The organism is Streptomyces sp. ADI95-16 (assembly GCF_003721495.1).
Lineage (GTDB): Bacteria > Actinomycetota > Actinomycetes > Streptomycetales > Streptomycetaceae > Streptomyces > Streptomyces goshikiensis.
This window is the reverse complement of sequence record NZ_CP033581.1, coordinates 3,256,294-3,273,970: the sequence shown is the minus strand read 5'-3', so window position 1 is coordinate 3,273,970 and position 17,677 is coordinate 3,256,294. Positions and strand designations below refer to the sequence as shown.

The 17,677-nt window shown below is 73.0% G+C and carries 18 protein-coding genes; 16 read left to right on the top strand and 2 right to left on the bottom strand.

Features of this window, described 5'->3' with window-relative positions; genetic code table 11:
• Window positions 1–10: 10 nt before the first annotated feature.
• The gene (locus EES41_RS14325; protein ID WP_123078572.1) at window positions 11–436 is read left to right on the top strand and encodes a very short patch repair endonuclease; all 426 of its coding nucleotides are present in this window, start codon (window positions 11–13) and stop codon (window positions 434–436) included.
• Here the strand turns inward: EES41_RS14325 and EES41_RS14320 are convergent.
• Window positions 433–1,434, bottom strand: a complete 1,002-nt coding sequence (locus tag EES41_RS14320; RefSeq protein ID WP_123078570.1) for an SEC-C domain-containing protein — start codon at window positions 1,432–1,434, stop codon at window positions 433–435. The two genes, EES41_RS14325 and EES41_RS14320, sit on opposite strands and share 4 nt — an antisense overlap.
• A 56-nt stretch (window positions 1,435–1,490) precedes the next feature.
• Between EES41_RS14320 and EES41_RS14315 the strand changes: the two genes are divergently transcribed.
• The 4 genes from EES41_RS14315 to EES41_RS14300 all read left to right on the top strand — a co-directional run bounded on the left by EES41_RS14315 (window position 1,491) and on the right by EES41_RS14300 (window position 4,496).
• Window positions 1,491–2,318, top strand: coding sequence for a class E sortase (locus EES41_RS14315; RefSeq protein WP_123082456.1), 828 nt, complete (start codon window positions 1,491–1,493; stop codon window positions 2,316–2,318).
• A 102-nt stretch (window positions 2,319–2,420) separates the two neighbouring features.
• Complete coding sequence (locus tag EES41_RS14310; protein WP_254211758.1) at window positions 2,421–2,711, top strand: DUF6412 domain-containing protein; 291 nt, start codon at window positions 2,421–2,423, stop codon at window positions 2,709–2,711.
• 116 nt (window positions 2,712–2,827) lie between these two features.
• Complete coding sequence (locus tag EES41_RS14305) at window positions 2,828–3,517, top strand: YidC/Oxa1 family membrane protein insertase (RefSeq protein ID WP_123078568.1); 690 nt, start codon at window positions 2,828–2,830, stop codon at window positions 3,515–3,517.
• 121 nt (window positions 3,518–3,638) lie between these two features.
• Window positions 3,639–4,496 carry a fumarylacetoacetate hydrolase family protein gene (locus tag EES41_RS14300; RefSeq protein ID WP_123078566.1) on the top strand — a complete coding sequence of 286 codons (858 nt, stop codon included), beginning with the start codon at window positions 3,639–3,641 and terminating at the stop codon, window positions 4,494–4,496.
• A gap of 164 nt (window positions 4,497–4,660) precedes the next feature.
• Here EES41_RS14300 and EES41_RS14295 read toward each other — a convergent pair whose 3' ends face one another.
• Window positions 4,661–5,788 (bottom strand): Gfo/Idh/MocA family oxidoreductase, encoded by a 1,128-nt coding sequence (locus EES41_RS14295; RefSeq protein WP_123078564.1) that lies wholly within the window; start codon window positions 5,786–5,788, stop codon window positions 4,661–4,663.
• A 55-nt stretch (window positions 5,789–5,843) separates the two neighbouring features.
• Between EES41_RS14295 and EES41_RS14290 the strand changes: the two genes are divergently transcribed.
• The 11 genes from EES41_RS14290 (at window position 5,844) to EES41_RS14240 (ending at window position 17,639) form a co-directional block, all read left to right on the top strand.
• Window positions 5,844–6,980: an ROK family transcriptional regulator gene (locus EES41_RS14290; RefSeq protein WP_254211440.1), complete on the top strand. Its 1,137-nt coding sequence runs from the start codon at window positions 5,844–5,846 to the stop codon at window positions 6,978–6,980.
• A 524-nt stretch (window positions 6,981–7,504) separates the two neighbouring features.
• Window positions 7,505–8,245 carry a hypothetical protein gene (locus EES41_RS41410; protein WP_164495832.1) on the top strand — a complete coding sequence of 247 codons (741 nt, stop codon included), beginning with the start codon at window positions 7,505–7,507 and terminating at the stop codon, window positions 8,243–8,245.
• A 33-nt stretch (window positions 8,246–8,278) separates the two neighbouring features.
• Window positions 8,279–9,043: a GntR family transcriptional regulator gene (locus tag EES41_RS14280; RefSeq protein ID WP_123078560.1), complete on the top strand. Its 765-nt coding sequence runs from the start codon at window positions 8,279–8,281 to the stop codon at window positions 9,041–9,043.
• 157 nt (window positions 9,044–9,200) lie between these two features.
• The gene (locus tag EES41_RS14275; RefSeq protein ID WP_123082453.1) at window positions 9,201–10,322 is read left to right on the top strand and encodes a TIGR03364 family FAD-dependent oxidoreductase; all 1,122 of its coding nucleotides are present in this window, start codon (window positions 9,201–9,203) and stop codon (window positions 10,320–10,322) included.
• Between the two features lie 5 nt (window positions 10,323–10,327).
• A complete protein-coding gene (locus EES41_RS14270) occupies window positions 10,328–11,038 on the top strand; it encodes a phosphonatase-like hydrolase (RefSeq protein ID WP_123078558.1) in 711 nt (236 codons plus the stop codon).
• Window positions 11,035–12,084 (top strand): ABC transporter ATP-binding protein, encoded by a 1,050-nt coding sequence (locus tag EES41_RS14265; protein WP_123078556.1) that lies wholly within the window; start codon window positions 11,035–11,037, stop codon window positions 12,082–12,084. The genes EES41_RS14270 and EES41_RS14265 overlap by 4 nt, the downstream gene beginning before the upstream one ends.
• Window positions 12,077–13,165, top strand: a complete 1,089-nt coding sequence (locus EES41_RS14260; RefSeq protein WP_254211439.1) for a 2-aminoethylphosphonate ABC transporter permease subunit — start codon at window positions 12,077–12,079, stop codon at window positions 13,163–13,165. The genes EES41_RS14265 and EES41_RS14260 overlap by 8 nt, the downstream gene beginning before the upstream one ends.
• A complete protein-coding gene (locus EES41_RS14255) occupies window positions 13,152–13,949 on the top strand; it encodes an ABC transporter permease (RefSeq protein ID WP_123078554.1) in 798 nt (265 codons plus the stop codon). The genes EES41_RS14260 and EES41_RS14255 overlap by 14 nt, the downstream gene beginning before the upstream one ends.
• A gap of 25 nt (window positions 13,950–13,974) precedes the next feature.
• Window positions 13,975–15,051, top strand: a complete 1,077-nt coding sequence (locus EES41_RS14250; protein ID WP_123078552.1) for a 2-aminoethylphosphonate ABC transporter substrate-binding protein — start codon at window positions 13,975–13,977, stop codon at window positions 15,049–15,051.
• A gap of 133 nt (window positions 15,052–15,184) precedes the next feature.
• Window positions 15,185–16,723 (top strand): alkaline phosphatase family protein, encoded by a 1,539-nt coding sequence (locus EES41_RS14245; protein WP_367995775.1) that lies wholly within the window; start codon window positions 15,185–15,187, stop codon window positions 16,721–16,723.
• Between the two features lie 136 nt (window positions 16,724–16,859).
• Entirely contained in the window at window positions 16,860–17,639 is a 780-nt protein-coding gene (locus tag EES41_RS14240) for an HAD-IIA family hydrolase (protein WP_037797633.1), read from the top strand.
• The last annotated feature ends 38 nt before the right edge of the window (window positions 17,640–17,677 follow it).

Genomic DNA, 17,677 nt, shown 5'->3' with positions numbered 1-17,677 from the left:
CAATGGCAGGGTGGAAGCCTTCGAGAGCACTCCTGCCGTCCGCGCTCGGATGAGTCGGCAGAAGAGCAAGGACACCCGGATCGAACTTGCCTTGCGACGTGCGCTGCACGCGGCGGGCTTGCGCTATCGGGTGCACCGCCGCCCCGTGAAGGGCGTACGGCGCGAGGCCGACATCGTCTTCGGTCCGGCGCGCGTCGCCGTCTTCGTGGACGGTTGCTTCTGGCACGGATGCCCCGAGCACGCGACATGGCCCCGCCGCAACGCGGAGTTCTGGCGCGGGAAGATCGAGGGCAACCAGGCCCGCGACCGCGACACCGACGCGCGCCTCGCGGAATCGGGCTGGCTGGCCGTCCGTGTCTGGGAACACGAGGCCGTGGACGAAGCCGCGGTGCGCGTACGCCGGATCGTGCTGGCGCGTCGAACTCCGGCTTCCTAGTGGGCGGTGCCGTGGCACTCCGAGTAGGGCTTGCCTGAGGTGCACCAGCAGGGGGAGTTGGGGGTGGGGGGCCAGGGGGTGGCTTTGCCGCGGGCGGCGAGGGTGGTGGCGTATTCGGCCAGGAGGGACGGGGAGGCCGGGGAGGTCTTCTCCGAGGCGGCGAAGGCCTCGTAGCTGGGGACGCTCGCCGTGACGATGCCGAGGTTGGTGGTGCCGGAGGCGGCGAGGGCGCGGAGGGACGTTTCGATGTCCCGGAGGTGGGATTCGTGCGAGGCGTACTCGGCCGCCAGGGTCGGGTACGAGGTGACGAGTTCCGCCAGTTCGCGCTGGGGCCAGTGGAGGACGGCCACCGGGAACGGGCGGGAGAGGGCGGCGCGGCGGTCGCCGAGTTCGGCGCGGAGGCGGGCGATCTCGGCGCGGAGTTCGGCCGGGTCGTCGGAGCCGAGGGCCCAGATGCGCTTGGGGTCGTGGAGCTCGTCCAGCGGGATCGGGCCGATGTGGCGGGTGTCGGCGACCATGTCCCAGTCGTCGTGCGGCAGCCCGAGGAGGCGGCGGACGCGGTGGCGGCCCGTCAGGAGCGCGGTGGTGGACTGGGTGAGGGGCGTGCTGTCCGGGATGAGGAGGACGACGGCCTCGGTGAAGCACTCCTCGGAGAGGGTCAACTCGTCGTGCGCTTCGAGGGCCTCCGCGATGACCTCCCAGGGGGCCGGGTCGGCGGGGGCCGCCGCGCGGATGCCCTGGATGAGGGCGCGGGCCTCGGCCTCGTGGCCGTACTCCCACAGGTTCGCGGCCTGTAGGGCCTTGATGAGGTGCGGGTCCGCCGGTTCGCCGGCGAGGAGTTGGTCGTAGAGCGTACTCGCCCGTTCGCGTGCGTCGCCCAGTTCGAGGTGGGCCGCGGCCTGGAGGAGCAATGGCTCCTGGTCCTCGGGGTAGCGGGTCGCCGTGCGGATGAGGCGTTCGGCTTCGGCGATGTGCTCGGCAGGCGTGTCGGGGCGCATGGTTCACACCGTACTGCTGCTGGTCAGTTGACGGGGGAGGACTTAGGGTGCCGCCCGTGCGCGATCAGGTGCGGGTGGTGGTGCAGGGGGGTGGCCGGCGGGGGCGCGGGGCCGGGCTCGCGCGGGTGCTGTGGGCCGCCGCCGAGCTGACGGTCACGGTGGGCGTGGTGGTGTTGTTGCTGGTGGTGCACCAGGTGTGGTGGACGAACCGGCAGGCCGCGGCTGCCGCCCGGGAGGAGGTTCAGGAGCTGGAGAGTCAGTGGGCTGAAGCTGAGGCTGAGGCTGAGGCTCCGGTTTCTGGGGATGGTGATCTTGAGGGTGGTGGGGTGGTGGCGGAGTCCCCGGGGGTGCCTTCGGGCGGGAGCCGGACGGCCGGGGGCGTGCCCCGGGAGGCTCCGGCGCGGGCCGTCGGCGGCGACGCGTACGCCGTGCTGCGTGTCCCGCGTCTCGGACTGGTCGTGCCCGTCGCGCAGGGGATCGACAAGCGGGGCGTCCTCGACAAGGGGTACGCCGGGCACTACCCGGGGACGGCGGCGCCCGGGGCGCCGGGGAACTTCGCGCTGGCCGGGCACCGCAACACCCACGGGGAGCCGTTCCGGTACGTGAACCGGCTGCGGGCGGGGGACGAGCTGATCGTCGACGTCAGGGGGCAGCGCTTCGTGTACGTCGTGGGCAAGACGCTGGCGCAGACGACCGAGCGGGACACCGGGGTGATCGCGCCGGTGCCGCGCAGCCTCGTGAAGCCGGACGCCGGGTACGGCGAGCCCGGCGCGTACATCACGCTCACCACCTGCACGCCCGAGTACAGCTCCCGGTACCGGCTCGTGGTGTGGGGCACTCTCAAGAGCCGGCTGCCCACCCGCTCTGTCAGTGGGGGCGGTTAGGATCGGGGCAGAAGCAGGATCGAGCACGAGTTCGTGTGGAAGGGGGAGGGACCGATGGGCGGGCTGCGCGTTTCGCGGTTTTCCGTGAGTTCCCCGGGATCCCTGGGCCCTCTTGGCTCCCTTCTCGTTTCGCTGCTTCTGCTCGGCGGGTTCCTCGGGCTGATTCTGGGGGAGAGCGGGCTGGCCGCCGCCGTGGTCGTCCTCGCCGCCACCGTCGCCGTGGGCACGGCCGCTCTGGCGGCCCGTCTCGTACGGCCTGTGCCGCCGCACCGAATACGCACCGCGATCCGTGATCGCGAGCAGCGCACGGCCTTCCTGCCGCAGCGCGATCCCGACGCCTCGGGCCGGTCGCGGCCGAGGGCACCCGGCCGTCTCGTCCTGACGGCCGCGTAGGGGCGCGCAGTACTTCCGCACGTACCACATCTCTGATCACTGTCGTCGCCCCTCGCGGGTCGTCGCGCCGAAACGCATTTCTTTCGACGTTCGACGAGACCCCTCGGAGGGCCCGCGTGTCCGTTTTCACTCATCTTGTTGCCCAGCTGGGCCGGCTCCTGGAGCCGGTGCTGGCCGAGTCCGCGACCGCTGCCGCGATCGTGCTGTTCACCGTGCTCGTACGGCTCGCCCTGCACCCGCTGAGCCGTGCGGCGTTCCGGGGCGCGACCCCGGTCGCCGGGTGCCTGCCGGTCCTGCTCCAGCTGCCGGTGTTCTTCGTCATGTACCGGGCGTTCTCCTCCGCGGAGGTCGGCGGGGCGGCGAACGAGCTGCTCGGGCACCGGCTCTTCGCCGCGCCGCTCGGGGCCCGGTGGACCGAGGCCCTGGGGGACGGCGGCCTGTTCGGAGCGCAGGGGCTGGTGTTCCTGGGGCTGTTCGCGGCGATCGGGGTCGTGGCCGCGTGGAGCGCGGTACGGGGGCGGCGCGCCGCGGCGAACGCCCCGGTCCCGGCCCCCGTGCTGCCCGCGGCCCTGGCCGGCAAGGGCGGGGCGGCGCAGGCCGTGGTGAGTCCCGAGCAGGTGGAGGCGATGCGCAAGCTGGGCGGCGTGCTGCCGCTGCTGTCGTTCGGGACGCTGGTCACCGCCGCCGTGGTGCCGCTGGCCGCCGGGCTCTACCTGCTGACCACCACCGCCTGGTCGGTGGCGGAGCGGGCCTGGCTCCAGCACCGCAAGGACCGCGCGGGCGAGGGCGTGCGTTCCAGTCTGTGAACAGGGTCTTGCGGATTGATCGGAGTTCTTGGAGGATCAACCAATCTCCGATGGCCGCAACCCATCGGCCGGCCCTGGGCACGCCCATGGGCCGACCACCCACGACCACGGGAGAACGCCCATGAAGCTGCTGCGTGTCGGACCGATCGGCGCCGAGCGCCCCGCGCTGCTCGACCAGGACGGCACCCTCCGCGACCTCTCCGCCCTGGTCACGGATGTGGACGGCGCCCTGCTCGCCGACGACTCCGTGCTGTCCCGGGTACGGGACGCGGCCGAGTCCGGAGAGCTCCCGGTCCTCGACGCGGAGGGACTGCGCATCGGCGCCCCGGTCGGCCGGATCGGCAAGATCGTGGGCATCGGGCTGAACTACCACGGGCACGCGGCGGAGGTCGGCGCGCAGGCGCCGGCCGAGCCGATCCTGTTCCTGAAGGCCCCGGACACCGTGGTCGGCCCGGACGACACCGTGCTGATCCCGCGCGGCAGCGTGAAGACCGACTGGGAGGCCGAGCTCGGCGTCGTCATCGGTGCCACCGCCCGCTACCTGGACTCCGCCGCGCAGGGTCTCGCGCACGTCGCCGGCTACGTACTGGCGAACGACGTCACGGAGCGCGCGTTCCAGAACGAGCGCGGCGGCACCTGGGACAAGGGCAAGAACTGCGAGACCTTCACCCCGCTCGGTCCGTGGCTGGTCACGGCCGACGAGGTACCGGATCCGCAGGCGCTGGACGTGCGGCTCTGGGTCAACGGCGAACTCAAGCAGGACGGCCACACCTCGGACCAGATCTTCCCGGTCGGCGAGGTCGTGCGGTACCTGAGCCACTTCATGACCCTCCACCCGGGCGATGTCATCGTCACCGGCACCCCGGCCGGTGTGGCCGCGGGGCAGCCGGAGCCGAAGCCGTTCCTGCGGGCCGGCGCCGTCGTCGAGGTGGAGATCGAGGGCCTCGGTCGTCAGCGCCAGGAGTTCAAGAGCGTCTGACCGTCCGTACTGCGTACTGCGTCCTGCGTCTTGCGTCCGGCGTCCCGGGGGGTCGCGCCGGCGTTCGCGTCGGCGCGGTTCAGGCGCCGCGACGCGAGGGGCAGGGGCGAGGGGTGAGGGGGCGGGGCCGCCGGGGGAGCGGCGCCGGCCCCTCACCCGTCGTACTACGCCCCGCCGGGGCGCAGGTCCACGCTCACCCCGTCGCGCGAGGAGATCCGCGCCGCCTCCAGCACCGCCAGGCAGCGCGCCGCCTCGCGCGCGCCCACCGGGGCCGGCCCGCCCTCGCGCAGGGCGGCCGCCACCGCCGCGTAGTACGCGGGGTAGTCGCCCGCGAGGGTCGGCACCGGTGTCCCGCCGCCGGTCAGCGGCGACTCCCCGGAGCCGATCCGCCCCCACAGGTGCTCCGGCTCCTCGCCCCACGGCTGGTCGGAGCCCGCGCCGGAACCCGCGCCTGAGCCCGGCCGCAGCCCGTCGCGCAGGGCGGCCTCCTGCGGGTCGAGACCGTACTTCACGTAGCCCGCCCGGGAGCCGAGTGCGCGGAAGCGGGGGCCGAGCTGGGCGGTGGTCGCGCTGACGTAGAGGTGGGAGCGGACCCCGCTCGCGTGGGTGAGGGCGATGAAGGTGTCGTCGTCGGTCTCGGCGCCCGGACGGCGTACGTCGGCCTCCGCGTAGACCCGTACCGCCGGTCCGAACAGCACCAGTGCCTGGTCCACGACGTGGCTGCCGAGGTCGTACAGCAGGCCGCCGATCTCCTCCGGGGCGCCGGACTCGCGCCAGCCGCCCTTCAGCTGCGGCCGCCACCGCTCGAAGCGGGACTCGAAGCGCTGGATCTCGCCGAGCTCGCCGTCCGCGATGAGCCGGCGCAGGGTGAGGAAGTCGTTGTCCCAGCGGCGGTTCTGGAAGACGGAGAGGAAGGTCCCGGTCCGCTCGGAGAGGTCGGCGAGCGCGTCGGCCTCGGCTGCGGTGGCGGCGAGCGGCTTGTCCACGACGACGGGGACGCCGGCGGTGAGCGCGGCGGTGGCCAGGGGGACGTGGGTCTTGTTGGGGGACGCGATGACGACGAGGTCCACGCGCCGGCCCGGCCCCTCCCACAGCTCGGCGGCGTCGGCCGAGATCCGGACACCGGGGTGGGCCTCGCGCGCCTGGGCCTGGCGGCCGGGGTCGGAGGTGACGACCGTGTCGAGGACGAGCCCGGGGGTGGCGGTGACCAGGGGGGCGTGGAAGACGGAACCGGCGAGTCCGTAGCCGACGAGGCCGACGCGGAGGGGGGTACCGGGGGCGATGGCGTTCATGGCTCTACTTTGGCAACAGTGTTGCTTAAGTGCAAGGAGGGTGGAAAATGGGCGGGTGGACACGGTCAGCAGGGCGATCACGGCGAAATCGGCGACGGCGAACGGCGGGGTGCGCGGCGGGGTGCGCGGCGGGGTCAATCTGCCGGCGCTGCGCGGGCACAACGACGCGCTGGTGCTGCACCTGCTGCGCGGGGCGGGGCCGTCGGGGCTGGGGCGGTCGGAGCTGGCGGAGCGTACGGGGCTGACGCCGCAGGCCGTCAGCAAGATCACGGCGCGGTTGCGCGGCGAGGGGCTGGTCGCGGAGGCCGGCCGGGGCGCGTCGACCGGGGGCAAGCCGCGGACGCTGCTGAGGCTGGTGCCGGAGGCGCGGTGCGCGGTGGGGGCGCACATCGACCGCGACGAGCTGCGGGTGGTCCGGGTGGACCTGGCCGGCCGTGTCACCGCCGACTGGCGGGAGCCGCTGGACTTCGGCGCCGGGCCGGGGGCGGTCCTCGATGCGGTGGCGGACACGGTCGTACGGGCCTTCGCGCACCCGGAGTCCGGTGCGGGGGCGTCGCCGGTGCTGGGGGTGGGAATCGCCGCGCCGGGCCCGCTCGACTGGAGGACCGGGGTGCTGGGGCGGGTGACGGGGTTCCCGGAGTGGGAGGGGTTCCCGTTGCGGGAGGAGCTGGCGGGGCGGTTGGGGGTGGCGGTGGTCTTGGACAAGGACACGAATGCGGGTGCGGGCGGGGCCGGCGGGGGTGGGGGTGGGGATTTCGGGGCCTCGGTGTACCTCCACGTCGGCACCGGGCTCGGGGCGGGGCTGCGGCTGAACGGCGAGGTGTACCGGGGGGTGCGGTCGGCGGCCGGGGAGTTCGGGCACCAGGTGCTGATGCTGGACGGGCCGGTGTGCCGGTGCGGGGGGCGGGGGTGCGTGGAGGTGCTGTGCCTGGACGCGGTGGCGCGGGGGGACCTGGCGGAGGCGGCGCGGGTGCTGGGGGAGGCGGCGGCGAACCTGGTCGCGCTGCTGGACGTGGACCGGGTGGTGCTGGGCGGGCGCGTCGTTGAGGAGGCGGCGGGGGTGTTCGTGGAGGGCGTCGCGGGGGCGCTGGCGGGGCGGGGGGCCGTCGCGACCGTTGCCCTGGCCGGGCGGGGGGTGGCCGAAGGGGCGGCGGAGCTGGTCCTGGGCCCGTTCTTCGGCCGCCCGGCCTGACCCTGGGGCGGGGCCGGGCCTCGCGGTTTTCGCCCGGGCTGGTCGGGCGGGTGCGGCGCCGTTGCCGGGGGCCAGCCCCCGGACCCCCGCGCCTCAAACGCCGGCGGGGCTGGGTTGGGTGCGGCCCCGGGGCCCTCGCGCCTTGAGCGCCTGCGGGGCTGGATTGGGTCGGCGTCCGTGCCCGGGTGCGGCGCCGTTGCCGGGGGCCAGCCCCCGGACCACCGCGCCTCAAACGCCGGCGAGGCTGGAAAGGGGCTGGAGTGGCGTCGCTGGGGGGTTGGGGGTGCGCCGATCAGGCGTAAAGGGGGGTGGGGTGGGCGTGGTGGGGTGGGGGGTGGGGAGGGGGCGTGGGAGGGTGCGGGCAAGGCCGGGGTGATCTTCATTTCGTCATACCGGTTGTGTGGTGTCCCATGGTTATCCGGCCCGTTACGCGGCCAGCGGCCCCCGGGTTCAGGGGCCGGGCCCGGTCCCGGGACCGGTCGTCCCGAACCGTCCATCGTCCGGCGAGCAAGCGAAGGTCTTCCATGCGACTGCGCAAAGCCCTTGCCCTCTCGGCCGTCCTCTCCGGCGTCCTCCTCGCCGCCACCGCGCCCGGCGCCGCCGCGGACATCGGTACCGGCGGCGGCGCCCGGCCCGCGCCCGCGTTGCCCTCGCGGGCGCGGGCCAGCTGCGGGGACGGGAAGAACACCGCGTTCCCCATCGGGGCCCGGATCCGCGGCGGCCCGGCCGTCTACCGGACCGGCGGCGGGGCGCAGACCTGGTTCCTGGACCTGACCAACACCACCGGCTCCGCCTGCACGGCCATCCACCCGGTCGTCGTGTTCACCGACAAGGCCCACGCCCTGCGCCCCGCCCACCTCCGGATGGAGTTCGAGGCCCCCGGCGGCAGCTTCCCCGTCAGCCTGGAGCGGACCGACCGCGACGAGATCATCGCCGTGTTCGACGGCGGCGACGCCTTCCCCGGCTTCTCCGTCGGCGCCGGCGGTTCGCTGACCGTCAAGGTGCGCCTCGCGTTCTCCCCCGACGCCCCGCACGGCGAGGTCGTCGCCGACGCCGCGCTCGTCCAGCGCAAGGGCGACGACGGCGACTGGGTCGGCGAGGCCGGCGGCTACCTCTTCTCGGTCGAGGGCCCGGACGAGGAGTCGTCGGGCGAGGCGGGGGCCCTGGCCCACACCGGCCCCCGCGAGTGGGCGTACGGGAGCGCCGCCCTCGCCGCCCTCGCCGCCGGCGGCGGGCTGCTGCTCGGGGCGCGCCGCCTGCGCTGATCTCCGTTCACCCGGCCCGCGTAAGGTCCGAGCGTGGAAGAACAGATCCAGCCTCACCGCCCCGGCTCGCCCGTCCGTTCCGGCATCCCCGAGCATGGCCGCGTCCCGAAGTACTACGCCGTCAAGGCCCGTATCGCGGAGCTCCTCGACGAACTCGGCGAGGGCGGCCTGCTCCCCACCGAGCGCGACCTCGCCGAGCGGTACGAGGTGTCCCGCGAGACCGTACGGCAGGCCCTGCGCGAGCTGCTCCTGGAGGGACGGCTGCGCCGCGCCGGGCGGGGCACCGTCGTCGCGGGGCCGAAGCTGGAGCAGCCGCTGGCGCTGGCGAGCTACACCGAGGGCGTGCGCCGCCAGGGCCGCCGCCCCGGCCGGAACCTGATCGGCCTGGAGCGGTTCCCGTGCCCGCCGGAGCTGGCCCGGGGCATCGGGGCGGAGGCGGGCGAGCCCGTCTGGCACCTGGAGCGCGTCCTGCTGGCCGACGACGAGCGGGTCGGTCTGGAGAGCACGTACATCCGGGTGGCCCGGGCACCCCGCCTGGACCGCGACTTCCAGCCGGATTCCTCCTTCTACGGCTACCTCCGCGACAGCCTCGGCATTTCCTTCGGGGACGCGGACGAGAAGCTGGAGACCGTACTGGCCACCCCGCGAGAGGCCCTGCTGATCGGCACCCCGCCGGCCCTGCCGATGCTGCTGATCCACCGTTTCTCGCGGGATCAGGAGGGCCGTCCCCTGGAGCGGGTGCGTTCGCTTTATCGTGGTGACCGGTTCAGTTTCACGACCCACCTGAGGTCGGAGTAGCCGGGCGCAGGAACAGCCGGCACACCCAAAACCTATGAAAAGGGGCGCAATGTCATCACAAAAAGATAACGGGTCTAGTCCAAGCGTTGGGGGCTGTTCACCGGCCCGTTGCCACCCCGATCCCCTCGGGTCACCGACCGCGCCCACCGTGGACGCCGTGAGAGTCATAGTCGTCGGAGGCGGCGTGGTCGGCACCATGCACGCCTGGCAAGCAGTCGAACGCGGCCACGAGGTCGTCCAGATCGAGCGAGAAGCGGAGGCCCGCGGCGCGTCGCTGCGCAATTTCGGCCAGATCTGGGTCAGCGGGCGGGCCGGGGGCGAGGAGCTCGACACCGCCCTGCGGGCCCGTGAGCTGTGGGAGCGCATCGGCGCGGAGGTGCCCGGCCTGGGCTTCCGCGCCATCGGCTCCCTCACCCCGGTGCGCAGTGCCCGCGAGTACGCGGTCGCCGAGGCGGCCGTCGCCTGCCCGGACGCCGCCGCCCGCGGCTACAAACTGGTCAGCGCCGCGGAGGCGCGGGAGATCAACCCGGCGCTGCGCGGCGCCTTCGAGGCCGCCCTGTGGTGCGAGCGGGACGCGGCCGTAGAACCGCGCACCGCCCAGCTCCACCTGCGCGAGGCCCTGCGCGCCACCGGCCGGTACACCTTCCTCCCCGGGCGCGAGGTCCGCGAGGTCGTCGGCCCCGGCGCCGTCCGCGACGACCACGGTGACGTCCACCGCGGCGACGCCGTCGTCCTCGCCACCGGCGCCTGGCTGTCCGGCCTGGTCCGCGAGCTGGTCCCCGACCTGCCCGTGCGCCGCGTCCGGCTCCAGATGATGCAGACCGCCCCGCTCGGCGAGTCGCTGACCACCTCGGTCGCCGACGCCGACAGCTTCCGCTACTACCCGGCGTACCGGAGCGGAGCCCTCGACGAGCTCAACGCCGAGCAGGCACAGGCGCCGACCGCCGCCGCGCACAAGATGCAGCTCCTGATGGTCCAGCGCCTGGACGGCGGACTGACCATCGGCGACACCCACGAGTACGAGCACCCCTTCGCGTTCGACACCCTCGAAGACCCCTACGAGCACCTCACCGGGGTGGTCGAGTCCTTCCTGGGCCGCCCCCTGCCGAAGATCCGGCACCGCTGGGCGGGCGTGTACGCGCAGTGCACCGACACCACCCGCGTCGTCCACCGCCAGCAGGTGGCCGACGGCATCTGGCTGGTGACCGGACCCGGCGGGCGCGGGATGACCTGCTCGCCCGCCATAGCCGAGACCACCGCGAACGAACTGGGCTGGTAACAGACATGACCGACCTCACCGCCAACACCACCCGCACGCTGATCGTCCTCGACATGGCCGGCACCACCGTCGCCGACGGCGGCCTCGTCGAGCGCGCCTTCGAGCGCGCCGCAGAACGCCTCGGCGTCGAGCCCGGCAGCGCCGACCACGCCGCCAAGCTCCAGTACGTCCGCGACACCATGGGCGAGTCGAAGATCTCGGTCTTCCGCCACCTCTTCGGTACGGAGGAACTCGCCCGGCGCGCCAACTCCGCCTTCGAGCAGGCCTACGGGGAGCTCGTCGACGGCGGCCTGATCGCCCCGATACCCGGCGCCCGCGAGGCCATCGAGAAGCTCCGCGCCGAAGGCCGCACCGTCGTTCTGACCACCGGGTTCGCCCGCGTCACCCAGGACGCCATCCTCGACGCCCTCGGCTGGCAGGGGCTGGCCGACCTGACGCTGTGCCCCGCCGACGCGGGCGGCCGCGGCCGACCGTACCCGGACATGGTGCTCGCCGCGTTCCTGCGCACCGGCGCCGCCGCCGACGTCCGCGAGGTCGTGGTGTCGGGCGACACGGCGTACGACATGCTCAGCGGCCGCCGCGCCGGAGCCGGGATCGTGGCCGGCGTCCTCACCGGCGCCCACGGCCGCGAGACCCTCGACGGGCACGGCGCGACCCACGTCCTCGCCTCCATCGCCGACCTGCCCGCGCTGCTGGCGGGGGAGCCCGGCGCGTGAGCGGGATCCGCTTCGACTCCGTATCGGTCGCCTACGCCGGCAACACCGTCCTGGACTCCCTCGACCTGACCGTCGAGCCGGGCGAGGTCATGGCGCTGCTGGGGCCCTCCGGCTCCGGCAAGACCACGGCGCTGCGCGCGGTCGCCGGGTTCGTCCGGCCCGTCGCCGGCCGGGTGCTCATCGGCGGCCGGGACGTCACCGCGCTCCCGCCGCACAAGCGCGGCATCGGGATGGTCGTCCAGCAGTACGCGCTGTTCCCGCACATGCGGGTCGAGGAGAACGTCGCCTTCGGCCTCAAGGCGCAGAAGGCCCCCAAGGCCGAGATCCCGGGCCGGGTCGCCGAGGCCCTGGAGATGACCGGGATGGCGTCCTACGCCGGGCGCTACCCGCGCGAGCTCTCCGGCGGCCAGCAGCAGCGCGTGGCCATCGCCCGCGCGCTCGCCATCCGCCCCGGGGTGCTCCTGCTCGACGAGCCGCTCTCCGCGCTCGACGCGCAGCTGCGCTCCGGGATGCTCGCCGAACTGGCCCGGCTGCACCGCGAACTGCCCGACGTGTCGATCCTGTACGTCACGCACGACCAGGTGGAGGCGCTCACCCTGGCCGACCGGATCGCCGTCATGGACCGGGCCCGGCTGCGGGACTGCGGGACCCCGCAGGAGCTGTACCGGTCCCCGCGCACCGAGTTCACCGCCTCCTTCGTCGGCAACGCCAACCTGCTCCCGGTGACCGTGGCCGACGGCGGCGCGGTGTTCGAGGGCCGCGGCCTGGAGGTCGACCGGGGCGGCGCCGCGCCGGGGGCCCGCGCCACGCTGTGCGTACGGCCGCACCTGATCGGCCTCGGCGAGGGCCCCAACGCCCTGCGCGGCACGATCGCCGAGGTCCAGTGGCGCGGCTCCACGCACCGGCTGTACGTGAACGTCGACGGCCACCGGGTCAAGGCGGACCTGCCCGAGCTGCGCGAGACCCCGGCGCTGGGCGACGAGGTGACCTTGCACTTCGAACCCCGCGACGCCGTGCTGCTGGCCGCAGGGGTGTCGGATGGCTGAGGCCCCGCGCCTGGACGCGCCCGGGGCGGTGGCCGCCCCGGGCGCGTCCGCCCCGTCGCACACCGACGGGCCATTCACCCCCGGCGCCGCCGCGCCCACGGGCCGCGCCGCCGCCGGGACGGCGGCTGCCCTCGGCGTCACGGGCCGCCCCGGCGGCCCCGCCGCCACGGATCGCCCCGCCGCCCGAGGCGCCGACGCCGCTACGGGCCGCGCCGCCGCCGACGCCACCACGGGCCGCGCCCGCGCGGGGGCTCGTGCCGTGCCGTCGTGGCTGTGGGGGGTGCCGCCCGTGGTCGTGCTCGCGCTGGTGTTCCTCTATCCCCTCGCGCTGGTCGTCCAGCAGTCCCTCACCCCCGAGAACGGGGGCGGCGGCGGGGCCTTCGACGCCTACGCCTCCGTCTTCGCCTCCCACGGTTTCCGCGAGGCCCTCGGGACCACGGTCTGGCTGGCCGTCGGCGCCACCGTCGGCTGCCTCGCCCTCGGATTCGCGCTCGCCCTGGTCATCGCCTTCGTCCCCTTCCCCGGGGCCAAGGGCGTCGCGAAGTTCATCGATGTCTTCCTCTCCTTCCCCTCCTTCCTCATCACCCTCGCCCTCCTCTTCATCTACGGGACGGTGGGCATGGCCAACGGGGTCTGGAGCGATCTGACCGGCGCCGCCGACGGCCCGTTCCACTTCCTCGCCACCCCCTGGGGCGTCCTGCTCGCGGAGATCACGTACTTCACGCCCTTCGTGATGCGCCCGCTGCTCGCCGCCTTCTCCCAGCTGGACACCGCCCAGCTGGAGGTGGCCTCCTCCCTCGGCGCGAAGCCCGCCCGGATCATCCGGCGGGTCATCCTCCCCGAGGCCCTGCCGGCCCTCGCCGCCGGCGGGAGTCTCGTCCTCGTGATGTGCCTCAACGAGTTCGGCATCGTCCTGTTCACCGGGGCCAAGGACGTCACCACGCTTCCGATGCTCGTCTACGGCAAGGCGATCCTCGAATCCGACTACTCGGCCGCCTGCGTGGTCGCCGTCGTCAACATCGCGATCTCCGTCGGCCTGTTCGGCCTCTACCGGGTGGTGAGCAAGCGTGCTGGTGCATAGCAAGACCGGCCGCTGGGCCGCCTGGAGCCTCTTCGGCCTCCTCTTCCTGCCCCTGTTCGCGCTGCCGCTGCTCGTCGTGGTGGCCGCCTCCTTCGCCACCCACTGGTCCGGGGCCTTCCCCTCCGGCCCGACCGCCGGGAACTACGCCTCCGCCGTGCGCGGCGAGTCCCTCCAGGCCCTGACGACCTCGCTGGTCACCGCCCTGGTCGCCAGCCTGCTCGCGCTCACCGTCGGCAGCTGGGCGGCGCTGGCCGCCGCCGGGCTCAAGAGGCGCGGGAAGCGTTGCCTGGACGCCCTGTTCATGCTCCCGGTCGCCGTGCCGTCCGTGGTCGTCGGCCTCGCCGTGCTGGTCGCGTTCAGCAAGCCCCCGCTGCTGCTCAACGGCACGAGCTCGATCGTGATCCTGGCGCACACCATTCTTGTCACGGCGTTCGCCTACCAGTCGGTTTCGGCTGCGATCGTCCGTCTCGACCCCGCGTACGAACAGGCGGCCGCCTCCCTGGGGGCCCGCCCCGCGTACGTGCTGTGGCGGGTCAAGCTCCCCCTCCTGCTGCCGTCCCTCACCGCGGCGGCCGGACTCTGCTTCGCCCTGTCCATGGGCGAGCTGAGCGCCACGATGATGCTCTACCCGCCGGACTGGATGCCCCTCCCGGTCCGGATCTTCACCGCCACCGACCGCGGTTCGCTCTTCAGCGGCTCCGCCGTCGCCGTGGTCCTGATGGCCGCCACCCTGCTGGTCCTGCTGGCCGTCTCCCGCATCCGCACCAGAGCCACGTACCGCTGACTCCCTTTCCCCGTAAGGAAGTTCCATGCCGAGCAACAAGTACCTGCGCCTCACGGCCGCCGTCACCGGCGGCCTCGCCCTCACCACCGGCCTCACCGCCTGCGGCGGCTCCTCCAACGCCGCCGACTCCAAGGGCGCCGAGAAGGTCGTCACCGTCTACAGCGCCGACGGCCTCAAGAGCGACAAGGGCGACGGCTGGTACGACAAGGTCTTCGCCGCCTTCACCAAGAAGACCGGTATAGAGGTCAAGTACGTCGAGGGCGGCTCCGGCGAGATGGTGCAGCGTGCCGTGCGCGAGAAGAGCAACACCCAGGCGGACGTGCTGATCACGCTGCCGCCGTTCATCCAGCAGGCCGACGGCAAGGGGCTGCTCCAGGCCTACAAGCCGCAAGGCTCGGACCAGGTCAAGGGCGGCGACAAGGCCGCCGACGGCAAGTGGACCTCGGTCGTCAACAACTACTTCGGCTTCGTCCACAACAAGAAGGAGCTCCCCGAGGCCCCCAAGACCTGGGAGGAGCTGCTGGACGGCAGGTTCAAGGGCAAGCTCCAGTACTCCACCCCGGGCGTCGCGGGCGACGGCACCGCCGTGCTCGTCAAGGCGATGCACGACTTCGGCGGGAAGGAGCCGGCGATGGAGTACCTGAGGAAGCTCCAGGCCAACAACGTCGGCCCGTCCTCCTCCACCAGCAAGCTCGCGCCGAAGACCGACAAGGGTGAGCTGCTCGTCGCCAACGGCGACGTCCAGATGAACTTCGCGCAGTCCAAGTCCATGCCGAACCTGGGCATCTGGTTCCCCGCCAAGGACGGCGCCAAGCCCACCAGCTTCGCCCTCCCGTACGCCGCCGGCCTGGTCGACAAGGCCCCGCACACCGAGAACGGCAAGAAGCTCCTCGACTACCTGCTCAGCGAGGACGCCCAGAAGCTGGTCAGCGAGGTCGGCGGCGGCTTCCCGGCGCGCTCCGACGTCAAGCCGACCGACGCCAACGCCGTCGAACTCACCAAGCTGATGACCGGTGTCGAGATCTTCGAGCCCGACTGGGCCGACATCGACAAGAACCTCACCGGCTACGTCGACGCGTGGAAGTCCGCGACCGGCAGCTGAGCCTTAACCCGGCGGCCACTCTCGGCCGCGACAGTGACACTTGCATAACGGGTATGGACCGAAGACCGCACCTTCGGTCCGGCCCCGGCGCATGTCCACTCGCGCATTCCCACGATTACTCCCGGAGGAGTACGTGCCCACTGTCCTGTCAGGACGCGCCCTCGCCGTGACCGCCACCGCCACGGCCCTGCTCGCCACCGCACTCGCCACCCAGACCGCCGCCGGCGCCACCACCACCGCCGCCGCCGCGGCCGGCACCGACAAGGTCCTCGTCATCGGCCTGGACGGCGTGGTCCTCGACCGCGTCAAGGCCGCCAACGCCCCCCACCTGAAGGGCCTGATGGCCCAGGGGCTGACCGCGAAGAGCACCCTGTACGCGAACCCGATGGCCGCCACCTCCTCGGGCCCCGGCTGGTCCACCATCGCCACCGGCGTCTGGCCCGACAAGCACGGCGTGAAGGACAACTCCTTCACCGGCAAGAACTACACGGCCCACCCGGACTTCCTGACCCGCGCCGAGAACGCCAAGCCGTCCCTCAACACCTACGCGGCCGCCGACTGGGAGCCCATCACCTCCACCGACCAGAACGGCCCGATCTTCTCCGCCAAGGTCGACAAGCGCCTGAGCCTCAAGGGCGACCGTGACGGCTACGGCGCCGAGGACCCGAAGATCGCCACCGCGGCCGCCGCCGAACTGCGGGACCAGAACCCGGACGCCTCCTTCGTCTACCTCGGCCAGGTCGACTCTGCCGGACACTCCTACGGCGCCGCCAGCCAGCAGTACCTCGATGCCATCGGCCGCGTCGACGCCCTGGTCGGCCAGCTGCTCACCGCCGTCCAGAGCCGCCCGACGTACGCCCAGGAGAACTGGAAGATCCTGGTCACCACCGACCACGGCCACACCGACGCCGGCGGCCACGGCGGCTCCACCCTCCAGGAGCGCGGCACCTTCGTCATCGCCAAGGGCGCCGGCATTCCCGCCGGTTCGGTACGCGAGGACGTCAAGCTCACCGACGTCGCCGCGACCGCGCTCGCCCAGCTCGGAGTCAACCCCGGCTCCGCCATCGACGGCGTCCCGGTGAACGCGCCGGACGACAACGACCCGTTCGACACCGTGCGCCCGGACCTCCGGGCGCGCGTGGACGAGACGGGCATCCCGGCGGGCGTCAAGGGCTTCACGCACACCCCGCCGGCCGGCTGGGCCGTGGACAACTCGAAGATGGGCACCGGCGGCGTCACCGAGTGGGCCGGCTGGGCCTTCGCGACGGACGAGTTCTGGAGCCAGTCGCAGCGCGACCAGTGGCGCGAGCTGAACGTCCGCTCCCGTGACGTGTTCGCCGTCGCCGACTCCGACGAGTGGGACGACAAGAGCCACACCGGTACCTTCGACTCCACCCTGGTCACGCCCAGGTGGCCGGTGACCGGCGGCGGCACGAAGACGCTGACCTACCAGTCGCACTACCGCCACGAGGCGGGCCAGACCGCCCAGGTCCTGGTCTCGTACGACGGCGGCGCCCCGGCCGTCGTCAAGACCTACACCGCCGACGCGCTCGCCAAGAGCGAGGCCCTGACCCTCCAGGTCCCGGCCGGCGCCACCGACGTCCAGATCCGCTTCCGCTACAGCGGGAACAACAACTGGTTCTGGGCCGTCGACAACGTCCGCCTCGGCTGACCGCCCCACCGGCTGACCGGCGTCTCGTGGTCCGGGCTGTGGACGCCCTCCGCGTCCACAGCCCGGCCCCGATAGGGTGGTAGAGACCACAGGTCACAGGTCAGAGGTCTGACCACCGAGAGCGGAGAACAGTCCAGTGGCAGAGCGCAAGCCGATCGAATCCTGGCTCACCGACATGGACGGGGTCCTCATCCACGAGGGCACCCCCATCCCCGGCGCCGATGCCTTCATCAAGCGGCTGCGCGAGTCCGGCAAGCCCTTCCTGGTGCTGACCAACAACTCCATCTACACCCCGCGCGACCTCCAGGCGCGGCTCCACCGGATGGGCCTCGACGTCCCCGTCGAGAACATCTGGACCTCGGCGCTCGCCACCGCCAAGTTCCTCGACGACCAGCGCCCGGGCGGCACCGCGTACGTCATCGGCGAGGCCGGACTGACCACCGCCCTGCACGACATCGGCTACATCCTGACCGACCACGAGCCCGACTACGTGGTCCTGGGCGAGACCCGGACGTACAGCTTCGAGGCGATGACGAAGGCCGTCCGCCTGATCAACGGCGGCGCCCGCTTCATCTGCACCAACCCCGACGAGACCGGCCCCTCCACCGAGGGCCCGCTCCCGGCCACCGGCGCCGTAGCCGCGCTGATCACCAAGGCGACCGGCAAGCAGCCGTACTTCGCCGGCAAGCCCAACCCGCTGATGATGCGGACCGGGCTGAACGCCATCGGCGCGCACTCCGAGAGCAGCGCCATGATCGGCGACCGGATGGACACCGACGTGCTCGCCGGACTGGAGGCGGGCATGCAGACGTTCCTCGTGCTGACCGGCCTGACCTCGGTCGCCGATACCGAGAAGTTCCCGTACCGGCCCACCAGGACGGTGGACTCGATCGCGGACCTCGTCGATCTGGTCTGACCTTCCGGCCCGTCCGACCTTCCGACACGTACGGGCCA

Coding starts and splice junctions, on each gene's coding strand:
- EES41_RS14300 (WP_123078566.1), top strand. CDS start 3,639: ATGAAGCTGCTGCGTGTCGGACCGATCGGCGCCGAGCGCCCCGCGCTG.
- EES41_RS14250 (WP_123078552.1), top strand. CDS start 13,975: ATGCCGAGCAACAAGTACCTGCGCCTCACGGCCGCCGTCACCGGCGGC.
- EES41_RS41410 (WP_164495832.1), top strand. CDS start 7,505: ATGCGACTGCGCAAAGCCCTTGCCCTCTCGGCCGTCCTCTCCGGCGTC.
- EES41_RS14260 (WP_254211439.1), top strand. CDS start 12,077: ATGGCTGAGGCCCCGCGCCTGGACGCGCCCGGGGCGGTGGCCGCCCCG.
- EES41_RS14295 (WP_123078564.1), bottom strand. CDS start 5,788: ATGAACGCCATCGCCCCCGGTACCCCCCTCCGCGTCGGCCTCGTCGGC.
- EES41_RS14270 (WP_123078558.1), top strand. CDS start 10,328: ATGACCGACCTCACCGCCAACACCACCCGCACGCTGATCGTCCTCGAC.
- EES41_RS14320 (WP_123078570.1), bottom strand. CDS start 1,434: ATGCGCCCCGACACGCCTGCCGAGCACATCGCCGAAGCCGAACGCCTC.